Annotated in this window: 16 protein-coding genes; 2 read left to right on the plus strand and 14 right to left on the minus strand. The window is 61.8% G+C overall.

Annotated elements, in window-relative coordinates:
- Positions 1-232: 232 nt before the first annotated feature.
- From BUS06_RS20915 to BUS06_RS20935, 5 genes are all read right to left on the minus strand, one after another.
- The gene (locus BUS06_RS20915) at positions 233-1,039 is read right to left on the minus strand and encodes an HpcH/HpaI aldolase/citrate lyase family protein (protein ID WP_074266360.1); all 807 of its coding nucleotides are present in this window, start codon (positions 1,037-1,039) and stop codon (positions 233-235) included.
- Positions 1,036-2,412 (minus strand): MmgE/PrpD family protein, encoded by a 1,377-nt coding sequence (locus tag BUS06_RS20920; RefSeq protein ID WP_074266361.1) that lies wholly within the window; start codon positions 2,410-2,412, stop codon positions 1,036-1,038. The genes BUS06_RS20915 and BUS06_RS20920 overlap by 4 nt, the downstream gene beginning before the upstream one ends.
- Positions 2,413-2,422: 10 nt before the next feature.
- Positions 2,423-3,601: a CaiB/BaiF CoA transferase family protein gene (locus BUS06_RS20925; protein ID WP_074266362.1), complete on the minus strand. Its 1,179-nt coding sequence runs from the start codon at positions 3,599-3,601 to the stop codon at positions 2,423-2,425.
- Between the two features lie 31 nt (positions 3,602-3,632).
- Positions 3,633-4,796, minus strand: a complete 1,164-nt coding sequence (locus tag BUS06_RS20930) for an acyl-CoA dehydrogenase family protein (protein WP_074266363.1) — start codon at positions 4,794-4,796, stop codon at positions 3,633-3,635.
- Positions 4,797-4,863: 67 nt separating this feature from the next.
- On the minus strand, positions 4,864-5,706 hold the full coding sequence (locus tag BUS06_RS20935; protein ID WP_074266364.1) for an HTD2 family dehydratase: 843 nt from the start codon (positions 5,704-5,706) through the stop codon (positions 4,864-4,866).
- Positions 5,707-5,936: 230 nt separating this feature from the next.
- Between BUS06_RS20935 and BUS06_RS20940 the strand changes: the two genes are divergently transcribed.
- The gene (locus BUS06_RS20940; RefSeq protein WP_083611544.1) at positions 5,937-6,722 is read left to right on the plus strand and encodes a 2OG-Fe(II) oxygenase; all 786 of its coding nucleotides are present in this window, start codon (positions 5,937-5,939) and stop codon (positions 6,720-6,722) included.
- On the opposite strand, the gene BUS06_RS20945 is transcribed toward BUS06_RS20940, so the two are convergent.
- Positions 6,707-7,633, minus strand: coding sequence for a LysR family transcriptional regulator (locus BUS06_RS20945; protein WP_074266365.1), 927 nt, complete (start codon positions 7,631-7,633; stop codon positions 6,707-6,709). The two genes, BUS06_RS20940 and BUS06_RS20945, sit on opposite strands and share 16 nt — an antisense overlap.
- Positions 7,634-7,774: 141 nt before the next feature.
- Here BUS06_RS20945 and BUS06_RS20950 point away from each other — a divergent pair, with 141 nt between their 5' ends.
- The gene (locus tag BUS06_RS20950; RefSeq protein ID WP_074266366.1) at positions 7,775-8,869 is read left to right on the plus strand and encodes a tartrate dehydrogenase; all 1,095 of its coding nucleotides are present in this window, start codon (positions 7,775-7,777) and stop codon (positions 8,867-8,869) included.
- A 90-nt stretch (positions 8,870-8,959) separates the two neighbouring features.
- On the opposite strand, the gene BUS06_RS20955 is transcribed toward BUS06_RS20950, so the two are convergent.
- The 8 genes from BUS06_RS20955 to BUS06_RS20990 form a co-directional block, all read right to left on the minus strand.
- Positions 8,960-9,361, minus strand: a complete 402-nt coding sequence (locus tag BUS06_RS20955) for a helix-turn-helix domain-containing protein (RefSeq protein WP_083611767.1) — start codon at positions 9,359-9,361, stop codon at positions 8,960-8,962.
- 32 nt (positions 9,362-9,393) lie between these two features.
- Entirely contained in the window at positions 9,394-10,548 is a 1,155-nt protein-coding gene (locus BUS06_RS20960) for an NAD(P)/FAD-dependent oxidoreductase (RefSeq protein ID WP_074266367.1), read from the minus strand.
- Positions 10,545-11,921, minus strand: a complete 1,377-nt coding sequence (locus BUS06_RS20965) for an FAD/NAD(P)-dependent oxidoreductase (RefSeq protein ID WP_074269217.1) — start codon at positions 11,919-11,921, stop codon at positions 10,545-10,547. The genes BUS06_RS20960 and BUS06_RS20965 overlap by 4 nt, the downstream gene beginning before the upstream one ends.
- Positions 11,921-12,226, minus strand: a complete 306-nt coding sequence (locus tag BUS06_RS20970) for a (2Fe-2S)-binding protein (RefSeq protein WP_074266368.1) — start codon at positions 12,224-12,226, stop codon at positions 11,921-11,923. Before BUS06_RS20970 ends, BUS06_RS20965 begins: the two co-directional genes overlap by 1 nt.
- Positions 12,223-13,017 carry an amino acid ABC transporter ATP-binding protein gene (locus BUS06_RS20975; RefSeq protein ID WP_074266369.1) on the minus strand — a complete coding sequence of 265 codons (795 nt, stop codon included), beginning with the start codon at positions 13,015-13,017 and terminating at the stop codon, positions 12,223-12,225. The genes BUS06_RS20970 and BUS06_RS20975 overlap by 4 nt, the downstream gene beginning before the upstream one ends.
- 87 nt (positions 13,018-13,104) lie before the next feature.
- On the minus strand, positions 13,105-13,761 hold the full coding sequence (locus tag BUS06_RS20980) for an amino acid ABC transporter permease (protein ID WP_074266370.1): 657 nt from the start codon (positions 13,759-13,761) through the stop codon (positions 13,105-13,107).
- A gap of 35 nt (positions 13,762-13,796) precedes the next feature.
- A complete protein-coding gene (locus BUS06_RS20985) occupies positions 13,797-14,603 on the minus strand; it encodes an ABC transporter substrate-binding protein (RefSeq protein WP_074266371.1) in 807 nt (268 codons plus the stop codon).
- Positions 14,604-14,685: 82 nt separating this feature from the next.
- Positions 14,686-15,963 (minus strand): NAD(P)/FAD-dependent oxidoreductase, encoded by a 1,278-nt coding sequence (locus tag BUS06_RS20990; RefSeq protein ID WP_074266372.1) that lies wholly within the window; start codon positions 15,961-15,963, stop codon positions 14,686-14,688.
- Positions 15,964-15,985: the final 22 nt, after the last annotated feature.

Consider the following 15,985-nt stretch of genomic DNA (forward strand, 5'->3'; position numbering starts at 1 on the left):
ACAGTGACTCCGGTCCCATGCTCTTGCGGCGGGGTCCGCACGCTCTACGAAGCTTGCGCGGCCGTCTTGGGTGGCATGACAGCTCTAATGCAAGCCCCTGGGTGTTACGGCTTCGATCAGCCTCTTCCAGAGCAGACTAAGATTGCAATAGCCGGCCCAAAGTGGGAATTCGCATTGTTGGAAGCCGGTATTTCGCTGAGGTTAATGAGGTGCAACAATCGGTGCTTTCGCCTCAACCCTGACCGAGAATCCGCCGCGCCTTCAGGATTACAGGCAGGTCGACCATCTTGCCGTCGACGGCCACCGCTGCCCCCTCGCTCGCCTCCACGGCCTGCAACACCCGCGTGGCCCACGCCTGATCTGCGTCGCTCCACGCGTAAGCACGGTGCACCGCATCGATCTGCTTCGGATGGATGCACAGCTTGCCGCCAAAGCCAAAGCGGCGTCCACGCCGGGCATCGGCTTCGATGACGGCAGCATCGTCGATTGTGGTCGATACGCCGTCTACCGGCGCGCCAATCCCCGCCAGCCGCGAGGCCAGCACGATCTGCGAGCGGAACAGATGCAATTCCTCCCCCTCGCCGTCGATACCCAGATCGATCTGGAAATCGAGCGTCCCGAACACGATGCGGCTCACGCGCGGCGCGGCGCACAAGACCGTCAGATTGGCAAAACCGCGGGCCGTTTCGACGATCGGCAGCACGCTCAGCGCCGCATGCGCATGAGCCAGTACCGCGCTCACCTGCTCCTGCGTCTCCGCCTTCGGCAACACCACCCCGGCGATACCCGGATGCCCGGCGAGCGCAGCGACGTCGTCGGCGAACCAGCGCGTGTCGGAGCCGTTGATTCGCACCCATGCCGGCCGCGCGGCATTTGCGGCCGCGAGAACGGCCGCGCGCGCGGCAGATTTCTCATCCGGCTGCACGGCATCTTCAAGGTCGAGGATCACGGCATCCGCGCCCGCCGCATGCGCCTTCTCAAACCGCTCGGGACGGTTGCCCGGTACGAACAGGTATGAACGCGGCAGCGCGGTGCTCATGCAGGCACCTCTTCCGCAAACACCGCTCCTACGCGGGCCTGCGATGCAATTTGCCAGGCGTGCTCGAGCAACTGCGACGCCTCTTCCTCCGAGGCTGCGCCGGAAAACGCCGCCAGCCGCTGCAGCTTGGTCGCCAGCTCGGAACGCGTCAGCGTATTACCAGGGTCGCCCTTGGGCTCGTCCACACGACCGTGCAGCGTGCGGCCGTCACGCGTCTCGACGGTGACCTTGCCGATCCAGCGCGCTGGATAAGCAGCGTCTACTTCAGCGTCGAAGGCCATCTCGACCTTGTCGCGGAAGGCGGCGATCGCGTCGTCGTCGAAGCCCTGTTCGAACTCGGTCACGCCCGCATAACCGTGATAAGCGACGAGGCCCAGCACCGTTCCCATGTTGAACTTCGCCTGGTGTACGGTACGCGGATTGACGACGGGGCCCAGCACATCAATTGCGCCTTGATGCACGTGAGCGGTGACCTTCGCGATCTCCTGCGGTGCCAAGGCGTGTTGCTGAACCACCGAAAGCAGTGCGTCCGCCGCAGGATGCGTGTGCCTGCAAGCGGCGTGATACTTGAACGATGTTTCGGCGGTGGCCCAGCGGCTGCCTAGTCGGTCGACCAGACGCGCGGGATCCGCGTCGCTCGACATACCCGCTGCCATCCCTTGCGCGCCTTCGAGAATGTGCGTCGCGCCCTTGAAGCCGTCGGCGGCGAGTTGGGCGGCCATCAGGCCGTTGGCCGCAGCCATCGCGGTATGCAGTTGTTTCGAATCCGCCGCGTCGCGCAGGAATTCCCACAGGCCGCTCGCCTGGGTGCCTGCCGAGCCGAAAGCGTCCAGCATTTGCGCGGGCGTAAGACCGAGCAGCCGGCCCGCGGTGGCGGCGGCTGCGACCGTTCCAGCCGTGCCGGTAGTATGAAAAACCTTGTAGTGCGAGCGGCCGAGAAACTCGCCTATACGAATTCCAACCTCATAACCCACCACCGCTGCCGCGATGAATTCGCGCCCCGATGCGTGGTTCGCTTGCGCCAGCGCGAGCGCCACCGGGAACACGACGGTGGCCGGATGAAAAACCGAACCGTTGTGCACATCGTCCTGCTCGGCGAAATGCGAGGCTGCACCGTTCACCATTGCCGCGAAATACGGTGTCGCGCGACTGCGATCGATCAAGACTTCACACGGCCCCTCTGCAAGACCGCCGCCCGCCTGGCGGGCAAAACGTGCGATGGTCTCGACCGGCCGCGCGCCTTTACCGGCAAGCGCCGAGCCTAACCAGTCCACGTACAGATTGACGGTGCGTTCGACCACTGCGTGGGGAATGGAATCGAAGTCCAGTTGTGCGGCAAATATCGCCAGCGTACGGCTCGGGTGATCGGTCATGATGGAAGCCTCAAATGGTGCCGGCCACGCGCAGCGCATCGATCTGCGCGCTGTCGTAACCGAGTTCGCGCAAGATCGCGTCGGTGTGTTCGCCTAATGCCGGGACGGGGTCCATGCGCGGGTCAAAGCTGGTGGGCAAGCCAGGCGGCAACAAGGCTGGAATCATGCCGGCCGGCGTGCCGACCTCTTGCCAACGCTCGCGCGCAGCCAATTGCGGATGCACCCATACGTCGTTGAGCGTATTCATCTGCGCGTTGGCAATGCCGGCCGCTTCCAGGCGCTCGATCACTTGTGCCGCCGTCAACGGCGCAAATGCCTCCACGATCACCGAGCGCAGTGCCTCACGTGCAGACGTGCGTTTCGAATTCGATGCAAAGCGCGGATCGGTGGCAAGCTCGGGTTGCATAAGCACCTGCTCGCAAAACAGCTTCCATTCGCGCTCGTTCTGCAGGCCAAGCATCACAATCTTGCCGTCGCCCGCGGGGAACGGTCCATAGGGATAGATGGTCGCGTGCGCAGCGCCAGACAGCGGCGGGGGTGTTTGACCATCAATAGCGTAGTAGAGCGGATAACCCATCCACTCGACCATGCTCTCCAGCATCGACACATCGATGCGGCAACCGCGCCCCGTGCGTGCGCGCAGCAACAACGCGCTGAGGATGTTCGAATACGCATACATGCCTGCAGCGATATCGGCGATCGAGCAACCGGCCTTGGCGGGCTCACCGGGTGAACCTGTAATGGACAGGAAGCCCGATTCGCTCTGGATCAGCAGGTCATAGGCCTTCTTGTCGCGATACGGACCGTCCGAACCGTAGCCGGAAATATCGCACACGATCAGCTTCGGATATTTCCCGCTCAAGGTCTCGTAGCCGAGCCCAAGCCGGTCCGCTGCGCCCGGAGCGAGATTTTGCACGAGCACATCCGCATCGGCGACCAGTGCGTCGAGAATCTTCGCGGCTTCCGGTTGCTTAAGGTCGAGTGCGAGGCTCTCCTTCGACCGGTTGGTCCAGACGAAGTGCGAAGACAGACCGTGCACCCGTTCATCGTAGCCGCGCGCGAAATCGCCTACGCGCGGCCGCTCCACCTTGATCACGCGCGCGCCGAGATCGGCAAGCTGGCGTGTGCAAAACGGCGCCGCGATGGCGTGCTCGAGTGTGACGACCTTGATACCGTCGAGGGGTCTCATCTACACCTCACCTTCACAATCAGACAGAACATCAGAACGAACGCGGCAAGCCGAGAATATGCTCGGCCACGTACGAGAGAATCAGGTTCGTCGAGATCGGCGCAACCTGATACAGGCGCGTTTCGCGAAACTTGCGCTCTACGTCGTATTCGCATGCAAAACCAAAACCGCCGTGAAATTGCAGACACGCGTTCGCTGCTTCCCACGAGGCGTCCGCCGCCAGCAGTTTGGCCATGTTCGCCTGGGCACCGCACGGTTCATGCGCATCGAAGCGGCGTGCGGCTTCGAAACGCATCAGGCTCGCAGCCTCGACATTGACGTACGAGCGCGCGATAGGAAACTGCACCCCCTGGTTCTGCCCAATCGGGCGACCGAAGACGACGCGCTCTTTCACATAAGCCGAAACCTTGTCGACGAACCAATAACCGTCGCCGATACACTCCGCTGCGATCAGCGTGCGTTCCGCATTCAGCCCATCGAGAATGTATTTAAAGCCCTGACCTTCTTCGCCGATCAGGTTTTCCGCGGGAATTTCGAGGTTGTCGAAGAACAGTTCGTTGGTCTCGTGATTGACCATGTTCAGGATCGGCTGCACGGTCAAACCGTGGCCGATCGCCTCGCGCAGATCGACGATAAAGATCGACATGCCCTCGGATTTCTTCTTTACGTCAGCAAGCGGCGTGGTGCGGGCAAGCAGGATCATGAGATCCGAATGCTGCACACGCGAAATCCATACCTTCTGTCCGTTGATCACGTAGCGGTCGCCGCGACGCTCGGCGGTGGTCTTGATCCTGGTGGTGTCCGTGCCGGTGGTGGGTTCGGTCACCCCCATCGATTGCAGACGCAAATCTCCGCTGGCGATCTTCGGCAGATACCTGAGTTTCTGCTCCGCCGAGCCGTGCCGCAGCAGCGTGCCCATGTTGTACATCTGCCCGTGACACGCGCCCGAGTTGCCGCCGGCCCGGTTGATTTCCTCCATGATGACCGACGCTTCGGTCAGACCGAGTCCCGAGCCGCCGTACTCCTGCGGAATCAGCGCGGCGAGCCAGCCCGCTTTGGTCAGAGCATCGACGAAGGCTTCGGGATAGCCGCGCGCCTCGTCGATCTTGCGAAAGTATTCGCCGGAAAACTGCTGGCACAGATCGCGCACAGCTTCGCGAATGTCCTGGAAAGAATCGGATTGCGTCGTTTGCATGGAAATGGCAGTTGGTGTTCGAGGGCAAGCGTTGAAGTTCGGCGGTGCGGCACAGCGGCGGCCCGAGTCAGGCTATTGCCGCCGTGGCGCGCATCGTCAGATAACCCTCGTGATCTTTGGCCCACAGATCGATGGTCTTGCCGTCGTCACAGGGTTTGCCGCAAACAGTGAACGGGTGGTTCGCGAAGGTCGGACGTAGCGCCTTGAAAGCAAAACTTTGCAGCGTGGCGTCGGGTAACTCGCGGCGCACGAGGTCAACTAGCAGCGTCGCAATCAACGGGCCGTGCACGACCAGGTCCGGATAACCCTCAACCCCGGTCACGTAGGGATAGTCGTAGTGAATGCGGTGGCTGTTGAAGGTCAGTGCCGAATAGCGGAACAGCAATACCGGGGCAGTTTGAATCGTGCGCCGCCACGTTTCGCCCTCCGGCGCAGGCGCCGCTTTTGGTGGAGGCGCATCGGGATGCGGCGCGTCGCGATAGACAATGTCGTGCTCTTCTTCGATCTTCAGCTCGCCGCCAACCTCAACCGTATGCTGCACCGTGACGAACACGAGACGGCCCGAGCGCCCCGTCTTGTCCTCGATGTTGGCGATGGTCGAGGTGCGCACGGCACGCTCGCCCACTTTCAGCGGCTCGTGGAACGTGAGACGCCCGCCGGCCCACATCCGCCGCGGCAACGGCACGGGCGGGAGAAAACCGCCGCGCTTCGGATGACCGTCCGGCCCCTTCTCTGCCAGCGGCGATACCGGCAAGAAATACAGCCAGTGCCACATTGGCGGGACCACATCGCCCGCTTCGGTCCGGTCCAGCGTTGCCGCCAACGCCGCCAGGGGAAAGGCGGTGATGGTGTCCTTGACGACCTCCTGCTTTTCGAGCCAGGCGTCGAGACTCTGGGGAGAAGCGGACATGGGCGGCACTCCGGATAAGCTAAACAGACTATTACTATGAACCTTATGGCACGTTTCGCGAAGTTCGCATTTCTGAAGCGAGTCTTTGGATTTGGTTAAGACCTGGCCTTTCAAATCCATGACTGCTGCCCGCCAGAGGAGTTCCGCCGAATTGGAGAGCAAGACCCGGGGTGTCCCGCGACGCGCATTTTCATACACTGGGTCTATTGAAGCAGAATCTGGAGCCTCGCATGAACACCGTTCTGAAGCACGTTCCCCAAAACGCGAACGTCACCGATACGACCATTGCTTCACTTGATGCATCGGACGCAGAGACGGCGCGCCGCATCGAGGCAGTTGACTGGTGGAACGTCGAGCAGAGTCTCGACCAGCAAGGCAGCGCGATGATTCAAGGCCTCCTGTCGCCGCAGGCATGCGATGCGCTAAGCGCGCTGTATTCACGCGATGCGCTATATCGCAGCCGGGTTGTGATGGAGCGCCACGGTTTCGGTCGCGGCGAATACAAGTACTATGGCTATCCACTGCCCGATCTGATTGCTACGCTGCGCCGCTCGGTATATCCGCATCTGGTGCCGGTAGCGAACCGATGGAACACGCTCATGCATATCGACGCATGCTACCCCGCGCAGCACGCCGAATTCATCCGCCGTTGCCACGATGCCGGTCAGACACGGCCGACGCCGCTGATCCTTCAGTACGCGAAGGACGACTACAACTGCCTGCATCAGGATCTGTACGGCGAGCATGTGTTTCCGCTGCAGTTGGCTATCCTGCTCTCCGAGCCGGGAGAAGATTTCACCGGCGGCGAGTTTGTGCTGACCGAGCAGCGGCCGCGTATGCAGTCACGTGTTGCAGTGATGCCGTTACGTAAAGGCGATGCTGTTGTGTTCGCCGTGCATCATCGCCCCGTGCAGGGCACACGCGGCAGTTATCGGGTCAACATGCGGCACGGCGTGAGCCGGCTGCTTTCAGGGCATCGCCACACGCTCGGAGTGATTTTTCATGACGCACTGTGAAGCGCCGCGCCGCCCTTCCACCCCTTGAACTCTTTCACCAGAAAGTCCACGCACGCCCGCACTTTTGCCGAACTCGCACGGCGTTCGGGATACACCGCCCATACGTTCGCGGCCTGGTAAACCTGAGGCAACACCTGCACAAGCGTACCGTTCTCCAGCAACGGCGCGACGTCCCAGATCGAACGCAGTACGATGCCGTACCCGGCCACGGCCCATTGCACCGCGATCTCTCCGTGATTTGTCGAGAGCGGCCCAGTCACCTTCAACTGCGTCTCCTTGCCCTTGACGCTGAGCCGCCACACGCCGAACGGGTGATCGCGCTCCTTGATGACCAGACAGCGGTGCGCAACGAGGTCGGCCAGTTCGCGCGGCTTGCCATGACGTTCCAGATACTCCGGCGACGCACACAACACCCGATGATTCGCCGCCAGCTTGCGCGCAATCAGATGCGGCGCGATCTCGTCGCCGATGCGCACGTCGAGATCGAAACCCTCCGCAGCAACATCGACGATCCGGTCGAGCAGGTCAAGCCGCACATTCAGTTGCGGATATGCCGCCGACAAGCGCGCCACCGCGGGCGCAACCACATGCCGGCCAAAGCCGAAGCTGCTGGAAATGCGCAACGTGCCGCTCGGGATGCGCTGAGTCGTGGAGACATCTTCGACCAGGTGCTCCACGTCATCGAGAATTTTCTCGGCCCAGGCGAAGACCTGCGCGCCCGCCTCGGTGATCGTCACGCGCCGCGTGGAGCGGTGTAGCAAGCGCGTGCCGAGATCGGCTTCGAGCATGGCGACACGCTTGCTGACGAACGCGGGCGACACGCCCAGCAATTCCGCGGTGGCGCTGAAACTGGCATGCCGCGCAACAGCACAGAACACGCGAAGGTCGGCGAGATTGGGCGTTTTATTCACGATTCGTGGAAAGTGGATTAACCTGCAAAGGGCTGTTTCGCCTCGTCCGGATCAATAGAATGGATTCACTCGCGTGGCCTGCCGTCGCGCCGCGCATTGTCCTCCATCTACGGCCCCACGCCATTCATCCGGACGTTCGACATGACCCGCAAACAACATCGTATCGCCGTGATCCCCGGCGACGGCATCGGCCGTGAAGTAATGCCGGAAGCGCTCCGCGTCCTCGACTCAGTCAGCCGCCGCTTCGGCGTCGAACTCTCGTACAAGCACATCGAGTGGGCCAGTTGCGACTACTACGCGCAAACAGGCCAGATGATGCCCGACGACTGGAAAACCCAGCTTGCCGGTTGCGATGCCATCCTGTTCGGCGCGGTTGGCTGGCCCGACACCGTGCCCGATCATATCTCGCTGTGGGGCTCGCTTCTCAAGTTCCGCCGCGAGTTCGACCAGTACGTCAATCTGCGTCCGGCACGCACGTTTGAAGGCGTGCGCTCGCCGCTCGCCGAACACAACGCGAAAGACATCGACTTCTTCGTCGTGCGCGAGAACACCGAGGGCGAGTATTCGTCGGTGGGCGGCAAGATGTTCGAAGGCACCGAGCGCGAGGTGGTGATGCAGCAGTCCATCTTCACGCGTCACGGCACCAACCGCGTATTGAAGTTCGCCTTCGATCTCGCGCAACGCCGCGCCCGGCGTCATGTGACGGTAGCGACCAAGAGCAACGGCATTTCCATCAGCATGCCTTGGTGGGACGAACGCGCCGCCGAAATCGCGGCCACGTACCCCGACATCACGTGGGACAAGCAGCATATCGACATCCTGTGCGCGCGTTTCGTGTTGCAGCCGCAGCGCTTCGATGTAGTGGTTGCGTCCAACCTGTTCGGCGACATTCTCTCGGATCTCGGTCCGGCCTGCACGGGCACGATCGGCATTGCCCCCTCCGCGAACCTGAATCCGGAGCGGCGCTTTCCTTCGCTATTCGAACCGGTTCACGGCTCGGCGCCGGATATTGCAGGCAAGCATATCGCCAATCCGGTCGCGATGATCTGGTCCGCGGCGATGATGCTCGACTTCCTCGGCGAAGGTGCGGGCGCTGAGCACGATGCGCATGAAGCGATTGTGGCGGCGATCTCGGACGTGCTGAAGCAAGGACCGCGCACGCGCGATATGGGCGGGGAAGCGTCGACGGATGAGATTGGTGCGGCGATTGCGGAGCGGGTTGGTAACTACGTTTGATTGAGCCTGCAGCGAGGCCACCGCGCGCGGCCTCGTGTCAGCTGCTCGTCAGCTATAGCTAGTCACCACCAGCTGTGCACCAACAGCACCCTAGCTACGCGACGCCAGGTACGCGCTAGGCGTCGTGCCCACCGCACGCTTGAAATGCCGGCCCAGGTGGCTCTGATCGAAGAAGCCCACTTCCGTCGCCACGATCGACGGCGGCAACCCTCCACGCAAAAGACGCTGCGCGTGCCGGATTCTGACCTGGCAAACATAGCGATGCGGCGAGATCCCCATCTCCGCGCGAAATAGCGCTGCAAAGCGCGATACGCTCAACTCCGCCTTGGCAGCGAGTGTGGCGAGCGTCACAGGTTGGGAGAACGATGTTTCGATGAACTCGATCGCCCGTTCTATGGGCCTCGTCGCACGACGCGGTTGTGCGAGCGTCGTAGCCAGATCAAGACGAAGCGATGCGACCGGCGCCTTCTCGGTTACATCGTCCGCAAACATGCTTGCGTGATCGGTCAGCATGATCTCGATTCCTAAGCAGCTTGCTGTGCCCGTGTGGCCACGGTGGCAAAACGGCGAATATCGAACGGTTCCAGCGGCGTGCTGGTTGCGCCGGTGTCGATCAGTTCGGCCATCGTGTCGCCAACGCCCGGTCCGAGCTGAAAGCCATGTCCGCAAAAACCGAACGCGTAGTAAAGGCCGCTGACCTTGCCGCTTGCGCCCATGACCGGACGATCATCGGGCATATAGCCTTCAATCCCGCTCCACACGCGGATAATATTGAGCTTCGCCAGCGCCGGCGCAAGGCGGTGCATCTGACGAAACTGCAGCATGGTGTTCTGCGGCAACACATAAGCGCGCCGCACGTCGGGATAAGCCGGCCCCCGAGCACAACCGCCAATCACGATGTTGCCGCGCTTGACCTGGCGGAAATACAGCACTTCCTCGATATTCGGCGAGGACACGCCCACTACCGGACGGATTCCATAGGTGGTCGGTTCGGTCACGGCCATTTGCGGGCCATGCACGGCGATCGGCACCGGCTCACCGAACTGTTCGCTCAACAGGCTACCCCATGCCCCGGCAGTCACTAACAGCACGGGCGCATGGAACGTGCGGCCATCTGTGCTGGTAGCGCGAAATTCCGCGCCTTCCTTTTCGACGGTCACGATCTCCGTGTTCTCGATGATCTGCGCACCGAGACGTGCCGCGGCACGCCCGAACGCCGGCGCCGCGAGTCGCGGATTCGCATGACCGTCTTTCTCCGAATACGACGCACACAGCACTTCCGGGCCGAGGAACGGAAAGCGCGCCTTCATTTCAGCGCCGCGAAAGAGGTCAAGCTTTAAGCCGTACTGGCTGGCCTCTTTTGCATAAATTTCAAACTGGTCGGCCTGTTCGTCGCGATAGGCGATGCGAATGTGGCCCGACATCAGAAACTCTGCGTCGTGCTGGATCAGTTCCGGCAACTTGCCCCAGATCTCACGCGAGCGATTCGCGAGCGGCAATTGCGGCAGGAAACGCCCCTGGCGCCGCACATTGCCGAAGTTGACGCCGCTGGCCTGCTGTCCGACGAGGCCACGCTCGAGCAGAATCACCGAACGGCCGCGCTGGCGCAGGAAAAATGCGGTGGCCGCGCCCATGAAGCCGCCACCGACAATGATCACATCTGCTTGCGAGCGACTCATTCGACCTCCTCAACGGTAGCGATCGAAAGCGGCTTGACGGGCGCTTGCCCGCGCAAGCGGCCGACCAGTTCGACCGGCACAGCGGCCGCATCCGCGATGATTTCCGCTGCTGCATGGCCGCAATAGCGACCCTGGCAGCGTCCCATGCCGACCCGGCTGAAGGCTTTAGCGCGATTCGCTTCGCACGCGCCCTCTTCCCGGATAACACGGCGTAGTTCGCCAACGGTGATGCCTTCGCAGCGGCACACCACTGTGTCGTCCGAGAGGCGCGCGGCTTGCGCAGCGGGCCACGGAAAAGCTTCCACCAAGCCCTGGCGAAAACGATCCATCTTCTGTTGCTGGCGTTTCAGTTCGTCCAGCGTAGTGGCGTCAATATCGTGGCCTAGATCCTGCAATGCCGCATAGGCGGCAAGACGGCCTGCCAGTTCCGCACCGTCTGCGCCGAGCACACGCACACCGTCGCCTGCGAGATACACGCCCGCTTCCGAGCTGCGGCCCAGTTCGTCGATCTGCGGCAACCACTGGCGCGACTTGTCGTCGAAGCGGAACGCGCAGCGCGCGAGATCGGCGAGTTGCGTTTCAGGGCGCAGGTGATAGCCGAGCGCTACCGCATCGCAGGCAATCTGCTGTACCTGTCCTTTTGCATTTCGATAGCTCACGCCTTGCACGCCGGCGGCGTCAGAGCCCACGATTTCCAGTGGCTCGATGCCGTTCTCTACAACAACGCCCGCCTTCTTTAGTGACGACACGAGCGCGGCGCCCTTCTTCAATACATCGGGCCGCGCCAGCAGTTTCGGCAGCGCGCGCAGACGTTGCCCGAGCTTCGACGTATCGAGCACTGCCGCCACTTGAGCACCGGCTTGCACATACTGACTCGCGACCAGATACAGCAACGGTCCCGAGCCCATGAACACCACTTTGCGGCCAATCGAAACGGCTTGGGACTTCAACGCAATCTGCGACGCACCGAGGCTGTAAGTGCCCGCGAATTGCCAGCCCTTTACCGGCATCAGACGATCGGTCGCGCCTGGGCACAGAATCAACGCGTCATAAGGCAGTGAGCTTGCGTGCCCGTCACGAACGACATGCAGCTTGCGCTCGGCGACATTCCACGCGAGCGTTTCCGGTCGATAATCGAGTTGCGGACGCAAACGTTGGAACGTGTTGTGCAAATCCTCCGCGCGGGGAGCTTCAGTCCCATACAACTTCGCGTAAGGGCGAGAAAAATTCTCCGGCTGACGTCGATAAATCTGCCCGCCGTCGCGGCGCCCTTCATCAATGACGATCGGGCGGATGCCGGCAGCCAGCAGCGTCTGCGCACAACGCACACCCGCCGGCCCCGCACCGACGATAATCACGCGAGGTTGGCCCATCACAGGTTCGCCCATTGCTCCTCCGCTTGAGTCGTCAGGATATGCAGCCCTTCGCTGACCACGGTCGTGCAGGCACGCAGCCGCTCGCCGTCTGAGGTCCAGACCCAGCAGTCCTGGCAGGCGCCCATCAGGCAGAAGCCCGCGCGCACCTCATTGCCGAATTCCGATTGACGCACATGATCCACAGAGCAGAGCATCGCCACCAGCAGCGTGTCGCCTGCGAGCGCTTCTACCTCTTTACCGTCCACGCGAATCTTCACGCTCTTGCGTCCGGTCTCGCCAAGCCGGATGAATCGTCCGTTCATGCTGTCGCTCCATGCGCGTGGCCATCGTTATTGGCGCCAGCGCTATCGTCTGTCGTCTCCATCCGGTTCGTGAGCACGTGACGCAGAAATTCGCGCGTGCGCGGCTCGCGCGGCGAGCACAGCACCTGCTGCGCGCTGCCTTCTTCGATGATCAGACCACCGTGCAGAAAGCACACCCGGTCGGCCACTTCGCGGGCAAAGCCCATTTCATGCGTGACCACCAGCATCGTCATGCCCTCGCGCGCGAGCGTGCGCATCACCGCGAGCACTTCGCCTACCAGTTCTGGATCGAGCGCGGAAGTCGGTTCGTCGAACAGAATCGCCTTCGGCTTCATGGCAAGCGAGCGCGCAATCGCCACACGTTGCTGCTGGCCACCCGAGAGCTGGTGCGGATACGCATGGAGCTTCTCGCCGAGCCCCACTTTGCCGAGCAATTCGATCGCCTCGCGATGCGCCTGCTGCTTCGGCTCGCCCTTCACATGAACAGGGCCTTCCATCACATTTTCGAGCGCAGTGCGATGCGGAAACAGATTGAAGCGCTGAAACACCATGCCCACTTGCGTACGCAAGCGGTTGATGTGGCGCGAGCGTTGCTCGACGCGCTGATCCATCAGCTTGATGTCACCGGTATCGTACGACTCGAGCGCGTTGATACAGCGCAGCAGAGTCGATTTCCCGGAACCCGATGCGCCAATCAGGCACACTACTTCGCCCTGCTTGATATTCAACGAAATGCCCTTCAGCACCGGAACGGCGCCGAAGCTCTTGTGCACATCAACGATCTCGATCATGGCATCCTCGCTTGAGGCCCGGCTTGCGACCTCGCTAGAGGCCTCGTTTAGCGTTCGTACAGCCTTCATGTCGCCTTCGTGTCGCGGTTACTTCGCCTTGTGCTTGCCGAAACGCTTTTCCAGATGACGCGTCAGGCTCATCAGCGGCAGACTCATCGCCAGGTACCCCAGCGCCACCAGCGTATAGACAGTCACGTTCTGAAACGTGGACGCCGCGATCAACTGACCTTCACGCGTCATCTCGGCAACGGTGATCGTCGAAGCCAGCGACGAGTCCTTCAACATCATGACCAGCGTATTCGCATACGGCGGTAACGCGACGCGCACGGCTTGCGGCAGAATCACGCGATACATCGTCTTCACGCGACCCATGCCGATCGACTGGGCCGCTTCGAACTGGCCAGGGTCGACGGCTTCGATGCCCGAGCGGATGATTTCCGCCACATAGGTCGAGTAGCCGAAGCCCAGACCAATGATGCTCGCTTCGAGTGCCGTCATCTGGATGCCGACATCCGGCAGCACGAAGTAGATGTAAAACAGCAGCACGATCATCGGCAAACCGCGCACCACGTTGATCATCGCGCTGACCACCGTGACGACACCGGGATGGCGCGACATTTTCAACAACGCCCAGACGAGTCCGAGCACGGTGCTCAATACCAGACACCCCAGCGTGATGAGGATGCTCATCAGGGCGCCCGTGAACAGAATCGGGACAAAATCGGTTATATCGCGCCAATGCATACGGTGTGCTCTTCAGAATCGGGGTGGGTTCGCGTTCAGCTTGCGAGATTCCACTTCTTCAGGATCGCATTGAGCGAGCCGTCGGCCTTCATCTTCGTCAGAGCATCGTTGATCTTGGCGAGCAGTGCACCATTGCCCTTCTTCACGGCGATGGCGATGTCGAATTTCTCCATCGGCACGTAGTCGTTCACCACGCGCGCGCCGCGCAGGCCACCCGACGCTTCCTGCGCCTTGAGAATCGGATAGTCGCTAAAGCCAGCGGTAATGCGGCCCAGCACCACGTCGCGCGTCATGTCGGCGGGGCTGTCGTACATCTTCACTTCCTTGAAAATGCCGAGCTTGACCAGTTGATCGCCGTAATCGGTGCCGGTGGGCGCGCCCACTACGGTGCCCTTCAGGTCCTGCACCGACTTGTAATCCGTCTTGTTCGAATCCTTGACGATGATGCCTTCGCCGAACGCGGTAACCGGTTGCGAGAAGTCGACCACTTCAGCGCGCTTCGGCGTCGGCGTCATGCCCGCCACGATGATGTCGATCTTGCCCGATACGGCCGACTGGATCAGCGCCGAAAACGGCACCGCATCGAACGAGACGTTGAAGCCTTCGCGCTTGCCGATCGCATCCACCACATCGGGCATCAGGCCTTCGATCTTCTGCGTCTTCACGTCCATGAAGGTGGTCGGTGCGCTCGACGGCGGCGAACCCGCGGTCAGCGTCGGCGTATCGGCATGGCTCAGGCTTGCGCCGAACATCATGGAAAGGGCTACGCCAGCCTGAAGAGCGAAGCGTTGAACGGCTTGCAGGCGTGCTGCGGGGCGAAGCTCACGGGTAAAACGCAACATGGTCATCCTCGGAATGGTTGGTGAAAACCGTAGCAACGAGATGCGCTGCTACGGCAAACAACAGTACTGCCCCTGCATCGGTTCAATGCAGAATGTCCTGCAAACGGTAATAGGCGCCCACCAGCGGCAGAAACCACGCATGGCCGAAATGGCCTGGAATGGCGGGCCACTCCAGCTTGCGCCATGGGTTGCTCGCGGCGGCGCCGAACATCACGTCGGCCATCAAGCGACCCATGTGCACCGACATCTGCACACCATGGCCGCTGTAGCCCATCGAGTAAAACAGTCCCTCATGCTGGCCCGCGCGCGGCAACCGGTCAGCCGTCATGTCGACGAGGCCGCCCCAGCAATAATCGAGGCCCACGTCGGCCAGTTTCGGAAAGTAGTTGGCGAGACCTGCACGCAGGATCTGGCCGCTCTTTTCGTCGGAACGCGGATTCGACATGGCAAAACGGGCGCGACCGCCGAACAGTAAACGGTTGTCGGCCGTCGCGCGAAAGTAGTTGCCGATGTTGCGTGTGGTCACATAAGCGCGGCGCTTCGGCACGATCTCGTCGAGCTGCGCGGTCGTCAGAGGTTCGGTGACGACGATAAAGCTGCCTACCGGCGCAATGCGGCGCCGGAACCACTGCAATGGGCCGATCTGCGAAGCCCCGGTAGCAACCAGTACGCGCCCGGCGCGGATCTTGCCGAACTCGGTGGCCACTTCGTAACGTTCGCCTTCGAGGCGCTTGAGGCCCGTCACCGGTGTGTATTCAAAAATGCGCGCGCCGTATTTGACAGCGGCATTCGCAAGGCCCACGCCAAACTTGCCCATATGCATCTGCGCACCGTTGCGCTGCACGAGGCCGCCGTAAAAGCCATCCGAGCCGACTTCCTCGCGAATCCGTTCCGGAGGAATCAGTTCGACGTCCGAATCGACATTGCGCAACAGCGATTCGTAGCTTCTGGCAAGCTTGTCGAAGTGCTGAGGCTTGGCCGCGAGCTTGATCTTGCCGCCACGGAAAAAATCGCAATCGATCTTCTCGTCGCTGACGATCGACGCCACCGTCCCCACCGCACTCTCATACGCACGATAGAAATCGCGCGCATTGTCCGCACCGATACGCTCGGCCAGCGCCGCATAATCGTGCGCGAGACCGGTGTTGCACTGGCCGCCGTTGCGGCCCGACGCTTCACCGGCTATGCGCCCGGCTTCCAGCACCGTCACCGGAATACCGCGCTTCGCCAACTCGAGTGCCGCAGACAGGCCGGTAAAGCCGCCGCCGATCACCACCACATCGGAGCCGCCTTCGAGCGGGCCTTGCTGCCCGTGCAGAAACGGCGGCGCAGTGTCGAGCCAGTACGAATCAAGCTTCATCGGGTTCCTTCGCGCTTGAGCG

It is taken from the genome of Paraburkholderia phenazinium, from assembly GCF_900141745.1.
Lineage (GTDB): Bacteria > Pseudomonadota > Gammaproteobacteria > Burkholderiales > Burkholderiaceae > Paraburkholderia > Paraburkholderia phenazinium_B.

Bases quoted from the DNA above. Each gene is read 5' to 3' on its own strand.
- BUS06_RS20940 (WP_083611544.1), top strand. From the start codon at position 5,937: ATGAACACCGTTCTGAAGCACGTTCCCCAAAACGCGAACGTCACCGAT.
- BUS06_RS20960 (WP_074266367.1), bottom strand. From the start codon at position 10,548: ATGAGTCGCTCGCAAGCAGATGTGATCATTGTCGGTGGCGGCTTCATG.
- BUS06_RS20950 (WP_074266366.1), top strand. From the start codon at position 7,775: ATGACCCGCAAACAACATCGTATCGCCGTGATCCCCGGCGACGGCATC.
- BUS06_RS20925 (WP_074266362.1), bottom strand. From the start codon at position 3,601: ATGAGACCCCTCGACGGTATCAAGGTCGTCACACTCGAGCACGCCATC.
- BUS06_RS20965 (WP_074269217.1), bottom strand. From the start codon at position 11,921: ATGGGCCAACCTCGCGTGATTATCGTCGGTGCGGGGCCGGCGGGTGTG.
- BUS06_RS20920 (WP_074266361.1), bottom strand. From the start codon at position 2,412: ATGACCGATCACCCGAGCCGTACGCTGGCGATATTTGCCGCACAACTG.
- BUS06_RS20985 (WP_074266371.1), bottom strand. From the start codon at position 14,603: ATGTTGCGTTTTACCCGTGAGCTTCGCCCCGCAGCACGCCTGCAAGCC.
- BUS06_RS20930 (WP_074266363.1), bottom strand. From the start codon at position 4,796: ATGCAAACGACGCAATCCGATTCTTTCCAGGACATTCGCGAAGCTGTG.
- BUS06_RS20990 (WP_074266372.1), bottom strand. From the start codon at position 15,963: ATGAAGCTTGATTCGTACTGGCTCGACACTGCGCCGCCGTTTCTGCAC.
- BUS06_RS20980 (WP_074266370.1), bottom strand. From the start codon at position 13,761: ATGCATTGGCGCGATATAACCGATTTTGTCCCGATTCTGTTCACGGGC.
- BUS06_RS20955 (WP_083611767.1), bottom strand. From the start codon at position 9,361: ATGTTTGCGGACGATGTAACCGAGAAGGCGCCGGTCGCATCGCTTCGT.
- BUS06_RS20970 (WP_074266368.1), bottom strand. From the start codon at position 12,226: ATGAACGGACGATTCATCCGGCTTGGCGAGACCGGACGCAAGAGCGTG.
- BUS06_RS20935 (WP_074266364.1), bottom strand. From the start codon at position 5,706: ATGTCCGCTTCTCCCCAGAGTCTCGACGCCTGGCTCGAAAAGCAGGAG.
- BUS06_RS20975 (WP_074266369.1), bottom strand. From the start codon at position 13,017: ATGATCGAGATCGTTGATGTGCACAAGAGCTTCGGCGCCGTTCCGGTG.
- BUS06_RS20915 (WP_074266360.1), bottom strand. From the start codon at position 1,039: ATGAGCACCGCGCTGCCGCGTTCATACCTGTTCGTACCGGGCAACCGT.